This window comes from Leisingera sp. JC11, assembly GCF_040704725.1.
In the GTDB taxonomy this organism is placed as follows: Bacteria; Pseudomonadota; Alphaproteobacteria; order Rhodobacterales; family Rhodobacteraceae; genus Leisingera.
Genome location: NZ_JBFCVS010000010.1, coordinates 92,223 through 109,730, shown reverse-complemented (window position 1 = coordinate 109,730; position 17,508 = coordinate 92,223). Strand labels below are relative to the sequence as shown.

Below are 17,508 nucleotides of genomic sequence, written 5' to 3'. Positions count from 1 at the left end.
GGCAAACCCTAACGGGAGGTGAACGGAAAAAACAGCGAGACTTTCGCAACTATCCATGACAAACACTCATACATGACCGTGCCACGCAAGTTCCTTCCCTCGATTTCCTCGCTGCGCGCGCTGGAAGCGCTCGACCGGCTCGGCAGCGCCTCGGCCGCCGCCGATGAACTGGCGCTGACGCAGGGCGCCGTCAGCCGCCAGTTGCAAACGCTGGAACGGCAATTGGGGATGGACCTGGTGCAGCGCGACCAGAAGCGGCTGACCCTGACAACAGAAGCGCAGAACTACGCGGCTGAGATCCGCCAGGCATTGAACCAGATCGTGCAATCCACCCTGCGGTTGCAGGCCGCACCGCTGGCCGGGACGCTCAACCTGGCGATCCTGCCGGCCTTCGGGATGCGCTGGCTGATGCCGCGGCTGCCGGAATTTGCCCGGCAGCACCCCGATGTGACCATCAATATGGCCACCCGGCTGGAACCATTCAATTTTGCCACCGAACCCTTTGACGCAGCGATACATTTTGGAGATGCATCCTGGCCCGGCACCCAGTCTCTGCTGCTGAAGCACGAACAGCTGCTGCCCGTCTGCGCGCCGCAGCTGCTGGAGGGGCGGACGGTCAATCAACCGAAGGACATCCTGAAGCTGCCGCTGCTGCATATCCAGACCCGGACAACAGCCTGGAAGGACTGGTTTGAACAGCAAGGCATAGCGGCTGGCGCAAATCTCGGCGGGACAATCTATGATCAATTCGCAACCATCACCCAGGCAGCGATGCACGGGCTGGGTGTCGCCTTGATGCCGGATTACCTGGTGGAGCAGGATCTGGCGACGGGCCGCCTGGTGGCGCTTCATCCGGAGCCGGTGGAGACCGCAGGCGCCTATTACCTGGTCTGGCCGGAGCGGAAATCAGACGCCCCGGCACTGGTGAAGTTCCGCAGCTGGCTGGCGGGAAAAGCGCAGCCGGAAGACCCGCTGCCGCGGTGAAACACAGGGGGTGGCATGCGTGCACCCCCTGTACACCCTTAGTGCACCCCCTGGTGCCGTTTCAGCCCAGGCTTCAGCCCAAGGCGTAGCCTGCGCCGCGCACAGTGCGGACCGGATCGTCGCCGCCATGCTGGGTCAGCGCCTTGCGCAAGCGGCCGATATGGACGTCGACGGTTCGGGTATCGACATAGATGTCGCGGCCCCACACCCGGTCCAGCAGCTGCTCCCGGCTCCAGACCCGGCCCGGCTTCTCGATGAAGGTGGACAGCAGGCGGAACTCCGTCGGACCCAGCTTCAGCTGGTTACCGGCCCGGCTGACCTTGTGGGTTTCCGCATCCAAGACGATGTCGTCATACTCCAGCCGCACACCGACAGTGGAGGGCCGGACCCGGCGCAGCTGGCTGCGCACGCGTGCCATCAGCTCCACCACCGAATACGGTTTCACCACATAATCATCAGCGCCGGTTTCCAGGCCGCGCACCTTGTCCACTTCCTCGGACCTTGCTGACAGCATGATCACCGGAATATTGCGGGTCTCAGCGCGGGTCTTGAGACGGCGGCAGACCTCGATGCCGCTGAGGTTGGGCATCATCCAGTCGAGGATAATGATATCGGGCATATCCTCTTCCACCACCAGCAGCGCTTCTTCGCCATCCTTGGCCTTGAGCACGCGGAAGCCGTCAGCTTCGAGATTGTAGGCCAGCACCTCCCGCTGGGCCATTTCGTCTTCTACAACCAGAACGGTGGGCTGGTCGGCAGCCATCGGTCAGATCTCCTGCGGTGTGGTCGAGGTGATGTCGGCTTTCTTGCGGTCTTCCTCCGGCTTTTCGCCGGTGACCAGATAGATCACCTGCTCGGCGATCGCGGTCACGTGGTCGCCCATGCGTTCGGTGTTTTTTGCTATGAAATGCAAATGCATACAGGCCGAAATGTTGCGCGGGTCTTCCATCATGTGGGTCAGGAACTCGCGGAACAGGGCATTGTACATCTGGTCCACGTCGCGGTCGCGGGCAATCACGTCAGCCGCCAGTTCAGCGTCACGCTGGATGTAGGAGTCCAGCGCGTCTTTCAGCATCCGCTCCACCTCGCGCGCCATGCGGCGCAGGGCGGCGGCGCCTTCGCTGGTGTTCGGCCCCTGCGCCAGCACAGTGGTGCGCTTTGCCATGTTTTTCGCATAATCGCCAATACGTTCCAGGTTGCCGGCAATCTTCATCACCGACAGCACCAGCCGCAGGTCGGAAGCGGTCGGCGACCGCAGGGCGATCAGCCGGGCGGTTTCCTCGTTGATCAGCTCTTCCAGCCCGTCGATGGCCTTGTCCCCCTGGCGCACGGTCAGCGCCAGCTCCTCGTCGCGGGTCTCCAGCGCGCGGGCGGCTTCGCGGATCGCGTCCTCGACCAGGCCGCCCATTTTCATGATCCGTGCCTGAATTGCCTCCAGATCACGGTCGAAAGCAGATGCAATATGCTGTGCTACCATTTTGATTTTCCTTGAAATCAGCCGATCCGGCCGGTGATGTAGCTTTCAGTGCGGGGATCTTCGGGGTTGGTGAAGATCTGACCGGTCGGACCGAATTCAACCAGATTGCCAAGATGGAAGAAGGCGGTTTTCTGGCTGACCCGCGCGGCCTGCTGCATCGAGTGGGTAACGATCACCACAGAATACTGGCTGCGCAGTTCGTCGATCAGCTCCTCCACCTGCGCGGTGGCGATCGGGTCAAGCGCCGAGCAGGGTTCGTCCATCAGCAGCACCTCAGGCTCCGTCGCGACGGCGCGGGCGATGCACAGGCGCTGCTGCTGGCCGCCGGAAAGACCGGTGCCGGGGGCGTCGAGACGGTCTTTCACCTCATCCCAGATGGCGCCGCGGCGCAGGGATTTCTCCACGATTTCATCGAGTTCCGCCTTGTTCTTGGCCAGGCCGTGAATGCGCGGGCCATAGGCCACGTTGTCATAAATCGACTTGGGGAACGGGTTCGGCTTCTGGAACACCATGCCGACTTTGGCGCGCAGCTGCACCGGGTCGACGCGCTTGTCGTAGATGTCCTCGCCATCCAGCAGGATGTCGCCCTTCACGCGGCAGATGTCGATGGTGTCGTTCATCCGGTTCAGGCAGCGCAGGAAAGTCGACTTGCCGCAGCCCGAAGGGCCGATGAAAGCGGTGACGGTCTTGTCCTCGATCTCGACGTTCACGTCTTTGATCGCGTGGCTGTCGCCGTAGTAGACGTTCACGTCCTTGGCGGCGATTTTGATGTTCTGGGTTTCCACGGTCTTATCCATCACGGTCATGTCGTTCATTGCACTATGCCCCTTTTACCAGCGGCGTTCAAAGCGGCGGCGCAGGATCACCGCGAGGGTGTTCATGGTCACCAGGAAGAGAAGAAGGATGATGATGCCGCCCCAGGCGCGTTCATAGAACGCCGGGTCGGCGCGTTTGGCCCATTCGTAGATCTGCGCGGGCATCGCCGAGTTTGGCGCCAGCAGGCCGTCGGCCAGGGTTTCCGGCGCGTTGGAGGCGATGAAGCCGACCATGCCGATCAGAAGCAGCGGTGCGGTTTCCCCCAGCGCCTGCGCCAGGCCGATGATGGTGCCGGTCAGGATGCCCGGCGCGGCCAGCGGCAGCACATGGTGGAACACTGCCTGCATTTTCGACGCACCGACACCCAGAGCGGCGTCGCGGATCGACGGCGGCACCGATTTCAGAGAGGCGCGGGTGGAGATGATGATGGTCGGCAGCGTCATCAGAGTCAGCACCAGGCCGCCCACCAGCGGAGCCGAGGTCGGCAGGTGCATGTAGTTGATGAAGACGGCCAGGCCGAGGATGCCGAACACGATCGACGGCACCGCCGCCAGGTTGGAGATGTTCACCTCGATCAGGTCGGTGAGCCAGTTCTGCGGCGCGAACTCCTCGAGGTAGATTGAGGCGGCGACGCCGATCGGCAGCGCAAGCGCCAGCACCACGAACATCATGAACAGCGAACCCAGCATGGAGACGCCGATGCCGGCGGCTTCGGGGCGGGCGTCAGACGCGTCGGCGCCGGTGATGAAGTCGAGGTTGAAGGTCTTTTCCAGCATCCCGGCAGCGGCCAAAGCGTCAACAAGATCAAGCTGTTCGGGCGAGATGTTCTTGTCATTGACGATGCTGTCGCGGGTGACGCGGCCCTTCATGTAGCCATCGACACGGCCGGAGGCGAGGAAGCGGAACTCCACCGTCTGGCCGATCTGGTCCGGGTTGGCGATCACGTAGTCGCGCAGCTGGGCGGCGACGTCCTTGGACAGGATACCGGCCAGTTCCTTGGACTTGAGGCTGGTCTCGATGCCCAGTTGCTCAACTGCGGCTTCCATCGCACCCTTGATGATCGGGGCATAGCCGAAGGTGGTGACCTTTTTGATGTCCTCGATATTGCGTTCGCCCTTCTTGTCGAGCTTTGCTTCCAGCAGCTCCACGTTCAGGGTCACAAAGGTCTGCTGAAAGGCACCGGTGCCCTTGCCGACAATCGTGGTTACCAGGATCATCAGCATCACCAGACCCGCGGTGATGGCGGCGATGCCATAGGCCTTGAACCGGGTTTCGGCGGCATTGCGTTTCTTGGTGCGCGGCGATTTTTCCAGCAGCGAGCCGCCGTGTTTGCGGGGCGCAGTGCCTGCGGGGTTTTGGCTCAGGTCAGTCATTACTCATACTGCTCCCGGTATTTGCGCACGATGTAGAGCGCCAGGACGTTCAGGCCGAGGGTCAGGACAAACAGGGTCAGGCCCAGGGCAAAGGCAACCAGCGTTTCGGGGCTGGCAAAGTCGGTGTCGCCGGTCAGCTGGCTGACGATGCGGGTGGTGATGGTGGTCATCGATTCCAGCGGGTTGGCGGAGAACTTGGCAATCGCCCCTGCCCCCATCACCACGATCATGGTTTCGCCGATGGCACGCGAGGCTGCCAGAAGCACCGCGCCGACAATGCCCGGCAGCGCGGCCGGCATCACCACCTGGCGCACGGTTTCGGACTTGGTGGCGCCGAGGCCCAGCGAGCCGTCGCGCATCGCCTGCGGCACCGCGTTGATGATGTCGTCGGACAGCGAAGAGACGAAGGGGATCAGCATGATGCCCATCACCAGGCCTGCGGTCAGCACCGACGTGGCGCCCGCCATCCACTCGACGCCCAATAGGCCGCCTTTGCCAAAGAGGTCCGCCAGCGCGGGGCCAACGGTCAGCAGCGCAAACAGGCCGTAGACGATGGTGGGGATGCCCGCGAGGATCTCCAGCAGCGGCTTGGCAAAGGAGCGCACGGCGCCGCTGGCGTATTCCGACAGGTAGATGGCGGCAAACAAGCCGACCGGAACCGCAACCGCCAGCGCGATGAAGGAGATGTAAAGCGTGCCCCAAAGCAGCGGCAGGATCGACAGTTCGCTGCCGCCGCGGAAGTTGGGTGCCCAGGTGGAGCCGAAGAAGAAATCGGTCCAGGAATGCAGGCCGAAGAAGTTCTTGGTTTCAAACAGCATCGACAGCACGATGCCGATGGTGGTCAGGATCGCCAGCGAGGCGGCCAGGATCAGCAGCGCCAGCACCGCGCGCTCCACCACGTTGCGGGCGCGGAAATCCTTGTGGGTGCGGCCGTAGGCCCAGGCGAAGCCGCCAAGCGCCAGCAGCGCCACAACCACGGTCATCGCGGTCCGTCCGGTGTTCGAGAGGTTGCGGTAGGCCTGTGCGGCGTTCAGCACTTCCGGACGCACGTCGTCGCCCAGGGCCACGCCCACCTCGCCCATCAGGGCGCGGACGTCCTGCCCGCTGTCAGCGACGTTGCGGGCCTCGCGTGCGGTCAGCAGCCCCTGCTCCACTGCCAGGTCCAGCCCCTCGGCCACCCGGCGCACGTCGCTCATCACCAGACCGATGGTAGAGCTTTCCGGAACCGCCTCAGCCGGGATCATGCCGGAGACGCGGCTCTCGATGAACATGGGCTGGGCCAGAAGCCAGATTGCCAGCGCCCCGATGGCCGGAACAAAGACTGCCAGGGAAACGTGGTAGCCGTAATAGGCGGGAAGCGAATGAAGGTTTTTGACGTCACCCGCAGCTGAGGCTACCGCGCGGCGGCGGCCGCCGAAATAGCCTGCGGCGGAAAGCGCAAGCAGGAGGGCAACGAGCCAGAAAGTGGGCATGAAAAGCTCCGGTTTTGGCGGTGGTGTTTTGGCTGCGGCAGCCCTGCCGCGGAAAGTAAGCGCCGGGGCGGAGGATGGCTCCGCCCCGGCAAGGATCAGATCACAGGCGGGGCAGCTTAGGAGTTGCCGCCCATCACGGCCTCATTGGCAACCGCTTCCTGGGTGTCCGCCAGTTCCGGGTCGGCAACCAGTCCGTATTCGGCCAGCGGGCCGTCTTCGCCGGCAACTTCGTCTGCGACGAAGAACTCAGCGTATTCCTTCAGGCCCGGGATCACGCCGATGTGGGCTTTCTTCACGTAGAAGAACAGCGGGCGGGAGACCGGGTATTCGCCGGTCGCGATGCTCTCGGTCGAAGGCACCACGCCGGACATGGTTGCAACCTGCAGCTTGTCGGTGTTGTTTTCGTAGAAGGCCAGGCCAAAGACGCCGATGCCGTCCTGGTTGCTTTCGATGCGGGCCAGGGTCTCGGTGTAGTCGCCGTCGATGTCGACCGACTTGCCGTCGGTGCGCAGGGCGATGCAGGCTTTCTCGGCCGCTTTCTCGTCGCCGCCGTTGGCTTCCTTGAAGGCTTCAAAGGCGCCGGTTTCCTCGCAGCCTGCCAGGATCACCTTGTCTTCGAACACTTCACGGGTGCCGTGCTTGGTGCCCGGAACGAAAGCCTGGATGTCCACGGCCGGGAAGCCGGCGTTCACGTCGGCCCAGGTGGTGTTCGGGTTGTCCGCCAGCTGGCCGTCGACCAGAACCTTGTCGGACAGCGCCAGGAACCAGTCGGCCGGGGTGAATTCGAAGGAGTTGGCGCTGCTGTCGGAGGCAAACACGATGCCGTCATAGCCGATGCGGACTTCAATGATGTCGGTCACGCCGTTTTCGGCGCAAGCGGCGATTTCCTTGTCCTTGATCTTGCGCGAGGCATTGGCGACGTCGATGGTGTTTTCACCGACGCCTTCGCAGAAGCGCTTGAGGCCAGCGGAGGAGCCGCCGGATTCCACAACCGGGGTCGGGAAATCGAAGTTCTCGCCAAAGGCTTCTGCCACGATGGAGGCGTAGGGCAGAACGGTGGACGAACCGGCAACCTGAACCTGGTCACGCGCGACTGCTGCGGTTGCGGAAACGGCGGCGATTGCCAGGGTGGAAGCGGTCAGTTTCACAAAGGACATTTGTGTCTCCAAGAGTTTCAAAGTTCGATCACCCCCTCGATGATCTTGCCGCCTCTCCTATGGGGTGCTGATGAGGCTTTTGTGACAGGTGTGTAACAGCTGTATGACAAACGCGGTTTTTCCGGAAAAAATTCTGATACAAACCGAAACGCCGCCGCCGGGCGACCGGCAGCGGCGCATGTCATTTCAGCACCGCAGCCCGTGCGGGCGACGAAGCCGCGCTATTCCGGCAGAATGACTGTAAAAACAGCGCCTTTGCCCACATCACTTTCCACCCGCAGCCGCCCGCGGTGGCGGTTGATAATGTGTTTGACAATGGCTAGGCCCAGCCCGGTGCCGCCCATCTCGCGCGAGCGATGGCTGTCGGCCCGGTAGAAACGCTCTGTCAGCCGCGGCAAGTGGACCGGGTCGATCCCCGGCCCGTTGTCAATCACCTGCACGCGGGCGGCGGGCGCACGGACCGCCGGATCGCGCTCGGAATGGGTCAGCACGACACGCACATGATCGCCGCCGTATTTCACCGCGTTCTCCACCAGGTTTGTGAACACCTGCTGCAACTGATCCGGATCGCCGGTGACACTGACCGGTTCCTCAGGGGCTTCCAGCGCCATCGTGGCGCCGCGGGCCTCTGCCACCGGCGCCAGTGTTTTGAGGGTGGAAGCCAGATGGCCGGTCAGATCCACTTTTTCCTTGGGCCGCACCCGCTCTTCGCTTTCCACCCGGTTCAGCGACAGCAGGTCTCCGACCAGGCGGTTCATGCGGCTGGCCTCGCCCTCCATGATCGTCAGGAACCGGTCGCGGGCGGCTGCATCGTCCCTTGCCGGACCGCGCAGGGTTTCGATGAACCCGATCAGCGCGGTCAGCGGCGTGCGCAGCTCGTGGCTGACGTTGCCGACGAAATCGCGGCGCATCTGGCTGGCCTGCTCGCGTTCGGTGGTGTCATCGAAACAGGCCAGAACCGCTCCGCCGCCAACCGCGCCAATGCCGGGCACATAGCGGAGGGTAACCGTATAGGTGGTGTCCTGGGCGCCGTCGTTGGAGAGGTGCCGCGCGGTGCGGGAGTCCTTGTCTTGCAGGCAGGCCTCGATGGCGGTGGCAACGCTGGGCTGGCGCAGGATGGTGGCGAAGTGGCGGCCCTTGACACCCTGCCCCAGCAGCGCATCGGCGGCGCTGTTCACGGCTATGAAACGTTCGGTCTGGTCCACCAGAACCGCAGGCAGCGGGATCGCGGCCAGGAAACCTTCTATCAGCTCGGTCGTCATCTGTTCCCCGCGGTTGAGAGTCCGGCCTGCCTACCGCCGCTCTGTAAAACTGCTATGGCAGCAGCCGTTGAAGCAGCACAAAACCGCGCTGCCTGCGGCGCCGGTTACAGCGGTTTCAATTCCTCCCGGAAGCGGCGCATGTTGTCCTGATAGAGAAGCGCGCTTTGCGTGAGCTTTTCAGCCAGCGCCGCGTCCACTTCGCGCACCACCTTGCCGGGGCTGCCCATCACCAGGGAGTTGTCGGGGATTTCCTTGTTCTCGGTGATCAGGGCGCCGGCGCCGATCAGGCAGTTCTTGCCGATCTTTGCACCGTTCAGGATGGTTGCACCCATGCCGACCAGGGTGTTTTCGCCGATGGTGCAGCCGTGCAGCATTGCCTTGTGGCCGATGGTGCAGTTCCTGCCGATGGTCAGCGGATAGCCCGCATCAATATGCATCACCACGTTTTCCTGCACGTTGGTGCCTTCGCAGATGCGGATTTCCTCGTGGTCGGCGCGGATGGTGACGCCGAACCAGACAGAGGAGCCCGCCTCCATCACCACTTTGCCGATCAGGTTGGCATCGGGCGCCACCCAGGTGTCTTCGTGGATCTGCGGCTGGTGCGCGCCAAGGGCGTAAAGGGTCATGACTGTTCCTCGAACTGGGTTTGCAGAGCGCGCACATGCTCCTGCAGCTTGGGCTGCTGGATGCGGCGCATGCGCTCGGCCTCGACGATGGTTTTCAGCTTGGCCTCGGTCTCGTCCAGGTCGTCGTTGACCAGAACATAGTCATAATAGCCCCAGTGGCTGATCTCGTCCCAGCTTTTCATCATCCGCTTGGAGATCACCTCGTCGCTGTCCTGGGCGCGGGTTTCCAGGCGGCGGCGCAGTTCGGTGATCGACGGCGGCAGGATGAAGATCGACAGCGCGTGCTTGCCCAGGTCGGAGTTGCGGATCTGGATCTCGCCCTGCCAGTCGACGTCGAACAGCACGTCCTGGCCGGCCTCTATGGTGTCCTTCACCGGGCCTGCGGGCGAGCCGTAGAAATTGCCGAAGACGTGGGCGTGCTCCAGCATCTGCCCTTCGGCGACCTGCTGTTTGAAGGCGTCCTCGGACATGAAGTAGTACTCGCGCCCGTGCTCCTCTCCCGGGCGCGGCGCACGGGTGGTGGCGGAGACCGAGAACTTGAGCCCCGGGTCCCAGGCCATCAGGCGGCGTGCCAGGGTGGATTTGCCGGCGCCCGAAGGCGATGAGAGGATGATCAAAAGGCCGCGGCGGTCCGCCATCTGGGCACTCCTTTTCTTATTCTATGTTCTGCACCTGCTCGCGCATCTGGTCGATCACGGTTTTCAGCTCTAGCCCCACCGCCGTCAAGCCAGCATGCTGCGCCTTGGAGCAGAGGGTGTTTGCCTCGCGGTTGAACTCCTGCATCAGGAAGTCGAGCTTGCGGCCCACCGCTCCGCCTTTCTGCAGCAGATCGCGGGCGGCGGATACATGGGCGCCGAGACGGTCCAGTTCCTCGGTCACATCCGCCTTGACAGCAATCAGTGCCAGCTCCTGCGCTACCCTGTCCGGGTCGGCGCCATCAGTGTTGTCCATCACCCGCGCCAGGTTGGCTGTCAGCGTATCGGCCATTTTCACCCTGCGCTCTTCGGCGCGCTCCGCCGCCTGGCCGGTCAGCGCCGCCACCTGTTCAAGCTGGGTGTTAAGAATTACGGCAAGCGCGGCGCCTTCCGCCTCGCGCATCTGAACGAATTCCGCCACAAGGGTTTCCAGTTCCTTGCTGAGCGCGGCGACCAGAGGCGCCGGGTCATCATCGCCCGCGGACTGTTCCAGCACGCCCTTGAAGGACAGAAGTTCGGCCGCAGAAGCCGGACGCACCTCCACCCGGTTCTGCTTGGCGATCGACTGCGCTTCCCCCAGCGCCTTGACCACCGATTTCAGAACTGCGCTATTGACTTGCACTTGCCCGGCGCTGTCCTCGGTGCGGGTGATCCGCAGGGTCAGCGAGACATTGCCCCGTGCCAGTGCCTTGGAAAGGACAGAACGGGTTTGATTTTCCAGGCCTTCCAGCCAATCCGGCACCCTGAGCCGGATATCCAGCCCCTTGGCATTCACCGACCTGAGCTCCCAGCTCCAGCTGTGCTGATCGGAGCTGCCCTGCGCCGAGGCAAAGGCGGTCATGCTGCGGATGGTCATAGGAAGGCCCCCTGTACGCTGGTGATTGATCTGCTCTACTGTCTTGAAAGTACAGGGCGCAAGCGCAATTGCAAAAAACGGGGGCAAGCAAGGGCGTTAACCATTGCTTTAAGATTTAGTCCAAATTTGAATTAGATTGTGTCATCTTAACTTCAGGGTAACCATACCGGCCTTAAGTCTTAAGGCAGCGAAGAGCTGCGCAGGACCACGGGATGTCCGGTGTTGCAGGGGAAATTGAGATGATTTTTGGCAGCCGCAGTGGAGATGGCCTGTCTGACGGACAGGGAAACGTCGTGTCCATGAACCGTTTCCGCAAGGGCGGCGCGCTGTCGCCGCTGCGCCAGGCGGAGGCTTACTGGACTGCGCTGCGCCGGGGCGACGATGTGCCGAGCCGGTCGCAGATCGACCCGCGCGGGCTGGAAAACATCCTGAGCAACACCTTCATTCTGGAACGGATCGCGCCGGGCATCGCCCGTTTCCGCCTTGCCGGATCGCTGGTCAACGAAATGGCCGGCATGGAAGTGCGTGGGATGCCGGTGACGGCGTTTTTCACCACCGATGCACGCAAGCAGCTGAGCAATGCAATGGAGCATATGTTCGACACGCCCGCGGTAGTGGAACTGGAGCTGCAGATAGAGGCGCCGCGTCTGAGTGCGCCGCGCGAAGCCCGCATGCTGCTGCTGCCGCTACGCAGTGATCTGGGCGATATCAGCCGGGTGCTGGGGGTTCTGGTGGCGGACGAGGCCGCTTCTGTCACGTCGCAGCGGTTCTCGATCACCTCGATTGAAATGCGTGCCGTTGGCAAGCCTTCGGGCGCCGCGGAGTTCAAGGCCAAGCCGCGGGCAGATGCCAATGAGGACCGCGCGGATGTGAACCAGCCCAATCCCGGTTTTGCCGAGGTTCAGGCCCGTTTCAAGCCGGAGCGGTCGCTGCTGGAAGAGGCCAAGGCGCTGCTGGACCGCAGCCGGGCTGGTAAACCAGCCGAACCGGCGGACCCTGCCCCTGCCAAGCACAAAGGCGCGCCGCATCTGCGGCTGGTGGTCAGCCGCGACTGATCCAGGCCCGGCACTGGAAGATTTCTGAATTCAAGTACAAGGTCATAGCTGCTTGAATTGACTGCGCCCCGGAGGAGAACCTCCGGGGCGCCTTTTTTCTGGCATGTGCAGAACGCAGCCTGCTGTGCGTCAGCCGGCCTGACGGGCGCTTTGCTCTGCGCGCAGGGCGGACAGTTCTTCGGCCACCAGGAAGGCCAGTTCCAGCGACTGGCTGGCATTAAGGCGCGGGTCGCAAGCGGTGTGGTAACGGTCGCTCAGGTCTTCCTCTGTCACCGCGCGGACGCCGCCGGTGCATTCGGTCACGTCCTGGCCGGTCATCTCGAAATGCACGCCGCCGGGGATGGTGCCCTCGGCCTTGTGGACGCCGAAGAAATCGCGCACCTCGCGCAGCACGCTGTCGAAGGGCCGGGTCTTGTAGCCGGTGGAGGATTTGATGGTGTTGCCGTGCATCGGGTCGCAGACCCAGGTGACATTGGCACCTTCTTCCTTCACCGCCTTGACCAGACGCGGCAGGTGTTCGCCTGCCTTGCCGGCGCCGAAGCGGGCGATCAGGGTCAGCTTGCCCTCCTCGTTCTCCGGGTTCAGGCGCTCCATCAGCACCTTCAGGTCCTCGGCGGTGGTGGTCGGGCCGCATTTGAGACCGATCGGGTTCAGCACGCCGCGGCAGAATTCCACATGGGCGCCATCGGGCTGGCGGGTGCGGTCGCCGATCCAGATCATGTGGCCGGAGCCGGCCAGCCATTTGCCGGAGGTCGAATCGAGGCGGGTCAGCGCCTCTTCATACTCCAGCAGCAGGCCTTCGTGGCTGGTGTAGAATTCGACGGTGGAAAACTCATGGGTGGTGTCGGCGGTGATGCCGGCGGCGCCCATGAAGTCGATGGTGTCCTGAATGCGGGTTGCGATCTCGCTGTACTTCTGGACTTCCTGCTCATCGGTGAAGCCGAGGGTCCAGGAGTGCACCCGGCTCATGTCGGCAAAGCCGCCGGTGGAGAAGGCGCGCAGCAGGTTCAGGGTTGCGGCTGCCTGGGTATAGGCCTGCAGCATCTTCTGCGGGTTCGGGATGCGGGCGGCGGCGGTGAAGTCCAGCTCGTTGATGATGTCGCCGCGGTAGCTGGGCAGCTCCACGCCATCGATGGTTTCGGTCGGTGCGCTGCGCGGTTTGGCGAACTGGCCGGCCATGCGGCCCACCTTCACCACCGGCACCTTGGCGCCATAGGTCAGCACCATCGCCATCTGCAGCATCACCTTGAAGGTGTCACGGATCGCATCGGCGCTGAACTGGTCAAAGCTCTCGGCGCAGTCGCCGCCCTGCAGCAGGAAAGCTTCACCGCGGCCGGCGGCCCCCAGGTGCTGTTTCAGGCGGCGCGCCTCACCGGCAAAGACCAGCGGCGGATACTTGGACAGCTGAGCCTCGACAGCGTTCAGCGCTGCGGCATCGGTGTAATCCGGCATCTGCACCCGCGGCTTATTGCGCCAGTCCGATTTTTGCCATTCGCTCATGACTTTATCTCCGCATCAGAGGTCTTTAGAATATGTTGTGTGCTCTATACAAAATCCGCCGGGGGGAGACCAGTTTAGAATTGCGGAGACTTGACCCCGCGTCCAAGCTGTGAGCACGGTTTTCCGACTTGCCGCGGAGCGTGCTCCCGCGGCCCGACTTGTTTCTTGAAGGACGCCCGCCATGCAGACGCCACGCAAGCCTGCTGTTTCAGGAGTAGCCGCCGGCCAGCCGAAAAGGTTTGTCTTTGTACTCCTCGACAAATTCACCCTGCTTTGCTTTTCGGCCGCCATGGAGTCGCTCAGGATCGCGAACCGGATGGCTGGGAAAGAACTGTATACCTGGTCCGTGGTGGGCGAAGGCGGCGAAACGGTAACCTGCTCCGCGGGCACCGTATTTAAGCTCGATTCGGATTTGGATGAGCTCCAGCGCGACGACACCATCATGCTGTGCGGCGGCATCGATGTTCAGGACGCATCCACCAAGAAAATTCTGTCCTGGCTGCGCCGCGAGGCCCGCAAGGGGCTGATGGTCGGCGGCCTGTGCACCGCCTCCTACACGCTGGCCAAGGCGGGCCTGCTGGACGGCAAGCGGGCCACCATCCACTGGGAAAACGCCGACAGTTTCGGTGAAGAATTCGACGAGGTGGAACTGGCGAAATCGGTCTTTGTCATCGACGGCAACCGGCTGTCGACCGCAGGCGGCACGTCGTCCATCGACCTGATGCTCAAGCTGATTGCCAACGACCACGGCGAGGAACTGGCCAATTCGGTGGCGGACCAGCTGATCTATTCCTCGATCCGCACCGACCAGGACACCCAGCGGCTGTCGATCCCGACCCGCATCGGCGTGCGCCATCCCAAGCTGTCGATGGTGATCCAGATGATGGAGGCCAATATCGAGGAGCCGATCAGCCCGTCGATCCTGGCCCAGGATGTGGGCATGTCCACCCGCCAGCTGGAACGCCTGTTCCGCCGTTACCTGAACCGCTCGCCCAAACGCTATTACATGGAGCTGCGGCTGCAGAAGGCGCGCAACCTCCTGATGCAGACCGATATGAGCGTGATCAACGTGGCGCTGGCCTGCGGCTTTGCCTCGCCGTCGCATTTCTCCAAATGCTACCGCGCCCATTACGACACCACGCCGTACCGCGAGCGCGGCAGCAAGGCGGCGGCGTATAAAGCGTAGGCAAACGCCAGCTGGCCTGTTTCGGGAAGCGGTCAGAGCTTCCCGAAAACAACATCCGAGTTTGTGTTGAGATCGAATTTCAAAACCACGATGCTGTCGCCGCGGTCGTGAAGGAAGGCGTAATAGTAGCAGTAGTTCAACACTTCTTCATTCCAATAGACCCGAACCTCCTTCCTGAAACCGTTCATTAATTCCTGGCGCACCGCAACTCCGCTGCCGGTAAAGTCGCGCGGATAGATTGCCAGCAATTGCTGCTGCGCGCTTTGCAATTGTTCCGGCGTATATTCGTCCCGGCCGCCCAGCCGTGTAATCAGCTGTTTGAAGTCGCGTTCCTTGATGACCGTATCCACAAAGCGCTCATAGGCGTCATAAGACTTGAAGATACTGTCCTGTGCCAAGGCGAACCCAGGGCAGGCCGCCAGAAGGACCGCCGCGAGAAATTTCCTCATACCGATATTCCAATTCCTGCTGCAAACACTTGAAATTCAAGCCGAAGCTAGCGCTTCAGCGGGTTATCCGCAATATCGCGCCTTCGCCTTCGGACGCGAACCAGATACTGCCGTCCGGTGCCTCCTGCACATCGCGGATACGCCCGGTTTCACCGCTCCGCAGCTGTTCGGCCTCCCTCAGGGGGCCTCCCGAAAGCCGGGAAATGTAGTCGAACTTGAGGGAGCCGACAAAGATGTCGCCGCGCCACTCAGGCCACATCCTGCCGGAATAGATCATCATGCCGGAGGGCGCGATCGACGGGTCCCAGTACCATTCGGGTTGCTCCATACCGGGTTTTGCGGTTCCCTCGCCGATCCTCGCGCCGGAGTAGTGGCGCCCGTAAGAGATCACCGGCCAGCCATAATTGGCGCCCCTGTGCACCCGGTTCACCTCGTCACCGCCCCGGGCCCCGTGTTCGGCAACCCAGAGATTGCCTTGCAAATCAAGCGCCATGCCCTGCGGATTGCGATGGCCATAAGACCAGATCTCCGGCTGTGCGCCGGCTGTGCCGGCGAAGGGGTTGCCAGCGGGAATGGTCCCGTCGCGGTTGATCCGCACCACCGATCCCTGATGCAGACGCAGGTTCTGGGCGCTGGGCCGGTCGCCGCGCTCGCCCAGGGAAATGAACAAAGTGCCGTCCCGCGCTTCCACCACGCGGGAGCCGAAGTGGCGGCCGCCACTGGATCCGGGGGCGGCTTCGAACAGGATGCGCAGGTCCGTCAAAGCGGTATTGTCCCTGTTGAGACGGCCCGAAGCCAGCGCTGTCCCTGCGCCGCGCCCCTGCCGCTTGGAGAATGTCAGGAAGACCTCGCGGCTGGTCCGGAAATCCCGCGGCACCATCACATCCAGCAGGCCGCCCTGCCCCGCTGCGACAACGGCAGGTGTGCCCCTCACCTGATTCCTTTTTCCGCCCCGCACATAAAAGAGAACGCCATCACGTTCGGTCACCAGGAAGCCGCCGCCGGGCAGGAAATCAAAGGCCCAGGGCACATCGAACCCGCCGGCCATCTTTGTCACCCGCAGCTGGCCAAGGCTGCTGCCCAGGGTATCCGCTTGAACTGTCGCGGAAAACGGCAGCAGCAGAAACGTGGCCGTCAAAATGAGTAACCGATGCAACATTTCCGCTTCCCCTTTTGTTACTTTAAGCTTAAATTAAACCCAGCTCCGCAGCACATAACCTCAGAATAGCGGAGAATAACGGGACGGACTCTTTGCTATCTCACGCCTCAACAGGACTTTTCTTTTCCAGACGGCTTGCCTAGGGTCCGATGTGAACATTTTTGTTCCAACAATGGGAGTTCTCAAATGAAGAAACTGCTGATGGCCACAGCGGCCGCTGCGCTGACTGCTGGCACCGCATATGCCGGCGGCCATGCCAAGGAAGTGAAACTGGGCGTGCTGTTCGGCTTCACCGGCCCGATTGAATCGCTGGCCCCGGCCATGGGCGACGGCGCCGAGCTGGCCATGGAAGAAGTCACCAAGTCCGGCAAGCTGCTGGACAGCGCCACCGTGACCCCGGTCCGCGCTGACACCGGCTGCATCGACAACGGCCTGGCCGTGGCAAACGGCGAGAAGCTGGTGGCTGAAGGCGTGAACGGCATCATCGGCGGCGACTGCTCCGGCGTCACCGGCGCGATCCTGCAGAACGTGGCGATCCCGAACGGCATGGTGATGATCTCCCCGTCGGCGACCTCGCCGGGCCTGTCGACCATGGAAGACAACGGCCTGTTCTTCCGCACCTCGCCGTCGGACGCGCGTGAAGGCCAGGTGATGGCCGAGATCCTGAAGGAACGCGGCATCAACTCGATCGCCCTGACCTACACCAACAACGACTACGGCAAGGGCCTGGCGGACGCGATCCAGTCCTCGTTCGAGGAAGTCGGCGGCGAAGTCACCATCGTGACCGCGCATGAAGACGGCAAGGGCGACTACTCTGCAGAAGTCGGCGCGCTGGCATCGGCCGGCGGCGACGTGCTGGTGGTTGCGGGTTACCTGGACCAGGGCGGCCTGGGCATCATCCAGGGTTCGCTGGATTCCGGTGCGTTTGACACCTTCGGCCTGCCCGGCGGCATGATCGGCGACAGCCTGCCCGCAAACGTTGGCGCGGACCTCGATGGTTCCTTTGGCCAGATCGCAGGTTCCGACAGCAAGGGCGCGGAAATCTTTGCCGAAATGGCAAAAGAGCGCGGCTTTGACGGCACCTCGGCCTATGCGTCTGAATCCTATGACGCAGCGGCGCTGTTCCTGCTGGCAATGCAGGCTGCCAACTCCACCAACCCGGCGGACTACGTCGGCAAGATCCTGGACGTGGCAAACGCCCCGGGCGAGCCGATCAACCCGGGTGAGCTGGGCAAGGCACTGGAAATCCTCGCCGCCGGCGGTGAGATTGACTATCAGGGCGCAACCGGCGTTGAGCTGATCGGCCCGGGTGAGAGCGCAGGCTCTTACCGCGAGATCGAAGTGAAGGACGGCAAGAACGAAACCCTTCGCTTCCGCTGATAAGCATCTGAAAAGCAACCAAGATAGGTCAGCCCGGGTTCCGCCCGGGCTGTTCTAAATT

At 62.7% G+C, this 17,508-nt stretch carries 17 protein-coding genes; 4 read left to right on the top strand and 13 right to left on the bottom strand.

Annotated features, from left to right (window positions below; translation table 11 throughout):
- Nucleotides 1-72 precede the first annotated feature (72 nt).
- Nucleotides 73-984 (top strand): LysR family transcriptional regulator, encoded by a 912-nt coding sequence (locus AB1A62_RS12920; protein ID WP_366661873.1) that lies wholly within the window; start codon nucleotides 73-75, stop codon nucleotides 982-984.
- A 73-nt stretch (nucleotides 985-1,057) separates the two neighbouring features.
- On the opposite strand, the gene phoB is transcribed toward AB1A62_RS12920, so the two are convergent.
- The 10 genes from phoB to AB1A62_RS12870 all read right to left on the bottom strand — a co-directional run bounded on the left by phoB (nucleotide 1,058) and on the right by AB1A62_RS12870 (nucleotide 10,718).
- Nucleotides 1,058-1,747, bottom strand: a complete 690-nt coding sequence (phoB, locus tag AB1A62_RS12915; RefSeq protein WP_039183088.1) for a phosphate regulon transcriptional regulator PhoB — start codon at nucleotides 1,745-1,747, stop codon at nucleotides 1,058-1,060.
- A gap of 3 nt (nucleotides 1,748-1,750) precedes the next feature.
- A complete protein-coding gene (phoU, locus tag AB1A62_RS12910; protein WP_174146963.1) occupies nucleotides 1,751-2,461 on the bottom strand; it encodes a phosphate signaling complex protein PhoU in 711 nt (236 codons plus the stop codon).
- 17 nt (nucleotides 2,462-2,478) lie between these two features.
- Entirely contained in the window at nucleotides 2,479-3,276 is a 798-nt protein-coding gene (gene pstB, locus AB1A62_RS12905) for a phosphate ABC transporter ATP-binding protein PstB (protein WP_366661872.1), read from the bottom strand.
- Between the two features lie 15 nt (nucleotides 3,277-3,291).
- Nucleotides 3,292-4,650 (bottom strand): phosphate ABC transporter permease PstA, encoded by a 1,359-nt coding sequence (gene pstA, locus AB1A62_RS12900; RefSeq protein WP_366661871.1) that lies wholly within the window; start codon nucleotides 4,648-4,650, stop codon nucleotides 3,292-3,294.
- Entirely contained in the window at nucleotides 4,650-6,122 is a 1,473-nt protein-coding gene (pstC, locus tag AB1A62_RS12895) for a phosphate ABC transporter permease subunit PstC (protein ID WP_366661870.1), read from the bottom strand. The genes pstA and pstC overlap by 1 nt, the downstream gene beginning before the upstream one ends.
- Before the next feature lie 116 nt (nucleotides 6,123-6,238).
- On the bottom strand, nucleotides 6,239-7,279 hold the full coding sequence (locus AB1A62_RS12890; protein WP_366661869.1) for a substrate-binding domain-containing protein: 1,041 nt from the start codon (nucleotides 7,277-7,279) through the stop codon (nucleotides 6,239-6,241).
- A 221-nt stretch (nucleotides 7,280-7,500) separates the two neighbouring features.
- Complete coding sequence (locus AB1A62_RS12885) at nucleotides 7,501-8,541, bottom strand: ATP-binding protein (protein WP_366661868.1); 1,041 nt, start codon at nucleotides 8,539-8,541, stop codon at nucleotides 7,501-7,503.
- Between the two features lie 104 nt (nucleotides 8,542-8,645).
- Nucleotides 8,646-9,167, bottom strand: a complete 522-nt coding sequence (locus tag AB1A62_RS12880; protein ID WP_366661867.1) for a gamma carbonic anhydrase family protein — start codon at nucleotides 9,165-9,167, stop codon at nucleotides 8,646-8,648.
- Nucleotides 9,164-9,805, bottom strand: a complete 642-nt coding sequence (gene gmk, locus AB1A62_RS12875; protein ID WP_174146970.1) for a guanylate kinase — start codon at nucleotides 9,803-9,805, stop codon at nucleotides 9,164-9,166. The genes AB1A62_RS12880 and gmk overlap by 4 nt, the downstream gene beginning before the upstream one ends.
- A 16-nt stretch (nucleotides 9,806-9,821) precedes the next feature.
- A complete protein-coding gene (locus AB1A62_RS12870; RefSeq protein ID WP_366661866.1) occupies nucleotides 9,822-10,718 on the bottom strand; it encodes a YicC/YloC family endoribonuclease in 897 nt (298 codons plus the stop codon).
- Nucleotides 10,719-11,017: 299 nt separating this feature from the next.
- On the opposite strand from AB1A62_RS12870, the gene AB1A62_RS12865 reads away from it, so the two are divergent.
- Nucleotides 11,018-11,773, top strand: coding sequence for a PAS domain-containing protein (locus AB1A62_RS12865; RefSeq protein WP_366661865.1), 756 nt, complete (start codon nucleotides 11,018-11,020; stop codon nucleotides 11,771-11,773).
- A gap of 129 nt (nucleotides 11,774-11,902) precedes the next feature.
- On the opposite strand, the gene AB1A62_RS12860 is transcribed toward AB1A62_RS12865, so the two are convergent.
- Nucleotides 11,903-13,273, bottom strand: coding sequence for a class II 3-deoxy-7-phosphoheptulonate synthase (locus tag AB1A62_RS12860; RefSeq protein WP_366661864.1), 1,371 nt, complete (start codon nucleotides 13,271-13,273; stop codon nucleotides 11,903-11,905).
- A gap of 181 nt (nucleotides 13,274-13,454) precedes the next feature.
- Here AB1A62_RS12860 and AB1A62_RS12855 point away from each other — a divergent pair, with 181 nt between their 5' ends.
- Nucleotides 13,455-14,459 carry a GlxA family transcriptional regulator gene (locus AB1A62_RS12855; protein ID WP_366661863.1) on the top strand — a complete coding sequence of 335 codons (1,005 nt, stop codon included), beginning with the start codon at nucleotides 13,455-13,457 and terminating at the stop codon, nucleotides 14,457-14,459.
- 32 nt (nucleotides 14,460-14,491) lie between these two features.
- Here AB1A62_RS12855 and AB1A62_RS12850 read toward each other — a convergent pair whose 3' ends face one another.
- Nucleotides 14,492-14,908, bottom strand: a complete 417-nt coding sequence (locus tag AB1A62_RS12850; protein WP_366661862.1) for a hypothetical protein — start codon at nucleotides 14,906-14,908, stop codon at nucleotides 14,492-14,494.
- Between the two features lie 55 nt (nucleotides 14,909-14,963).
- Entirely contained in the window at nucleotides 14,964-16,046 is a 1,083-nt protein-coding gene (locus AB1A62_RS12845; RefSeq protein ID WP_366661861.1) for a PQQ-dependent sugar dehydrogenase, read from the bottom strand.
- A gap of 207 nt (nucleotides 16,047-16,253) precedes the next feature.
- Here AB1A62_RS12845 and AB1A62_RS12840 point away from each other — a divergent pair, with 207 nt between their 5' ends.
- The gene (locus tag AB1A62_RS12840; protein WP_366661860.1) at nucleotides 16,254-17,447 is read left to right on the top strand and encodes an ABC transporter substrate-binding protein; all 1,194 of its coding nucleotides are present in this window, start codon (nucleotides 16,254-16,256) and stop codon (nucleotides 17,445-17,447) included.
- The last annotated feature ends 61 nt before the right edge of the window (nucleotides 17,448-17,508 follow it).

What these genes read in the sequence shown, in the direction of transcription:
- AB1A62_RS12920 (WP_366661873.1), top strand. Translation starts at nt 73, where the DNA reads ATGACCGTGCCACGCAAGTTCCTTCCCTCGATTTCCTCGCTGCGCGCG.
- phoB (WP_039183088.1), bottom strand. Translation starts at nt 1,747, where the DNA reads ATGGCTGCCGACCAGCCCACCGTTCTGGTTGTAGAAGACGAAATGGCC.
- phoU (WP_174146963.1), bottom strand. Translation starts at nt 2,461, where the DNA reads ATGGTAGCACAGCATATTGCATCTGCTTTCGACCGTGATCTGGAGGCA.
- pstB (WP_366661872.1), bottom strand. Translation starts at nt 3,276, where the DNA reads ATGAACGACATGACCGTGATGGATAAGACCGTGGAAACCCAGAACATC.
- pstA (WP_366661871.1), bottom strand. Translation starts at nt 4,650, where the DNA reads ATGACTGACCTGAGCCAAAACCCCGCAGGCACTGCGCCCCGCAAACAC.
- pstC (WP_366661870.1), bottom strand. Translation starts at nt 6,122, where the DNA reads ATGCCCACTTTCTGGCTCGTTGCCCTCCTGCTTGCGCTTTCCGCCGCA.
- AB1A62_RS12890 (WP_366661869.1), bottom strand. Translation starts at nt 7,279, where the DNA reads ATGTCCTTTGTGAAACTGACCGCTTCCACCCTGGCAATCGCCGCCGTT.
- AB1A62_RS12885 (WP_366661868.1), bottom strand. Translation starts at nt 8,541, where the DNA reads ATGACGACCGAGCTGATAGAAGGTTTCCTGGCCGCGATCCCGCTGCCT.
- AB1A62_RS12880 (WP_366661867.1), bottom strand. Translation starts at nt 9,167, where the DNA reads ATGACCCTTTACGCCCTTGGCGCGCACCAGCCGCAGATCCACGAAGAC.
- gmk (WP_174146970.1), bottom strand. Translation starts at nt 9,805, where the DNA reads ATGGCGGACCGCCGCGGCCTTTTGATCATCCTCTCATCGCCTTCGGGC.
- AB1A62_RS12870 (WP_366661866.1), bottom strand. Translation starts at nt 10,718, where the DNA reads ATGACCATCCGCAGCATGACCGCCTTTGCCTCGGCGCAGGGCAGCTCC.
- AB1A62_RS12865 (WP_366661865.1), top strand. Translation starts at nt 11,018, where the DNA reads ATGAACCGTTTCCGCAAGGGCGGCGCGCTGTCGCCGCTGCGCCAGGCG.
- AB1A62_RS12860 (WP_366661864.1), bottom strand. Translation starts at nt 13,273, where the DNA reads ATGAGCGAATGGCAAAAATCGGACTGGCGCAATAAGCCGCGGGTGCAG.
- AB1A62_RS12855 (WP_366661863.1), top strand. Translation starts at nt 13,455, where the DNA reads ATGCAGACGCCACGCAAGCCTGCTGTTTCAGGAGTAGCCGCCGGCCAG.
- AB1A62_RS12850 (WP_366661862.1), bottom strand. Translation starts at nt 14,908, where the DNA reads ATGAGGAAATTTCTCGCGGCGGTCCTTCTGGCGGCCTGCCCTGGGTTC.
- AB1A62_RS12840 (WP_366661860.1), top strand. Translation starts at nt 16,254, where the DNA reads ATGAAGAAACTGCTGATGGCCACAGCGGCCGCTGCGCTGACTGCTGGC.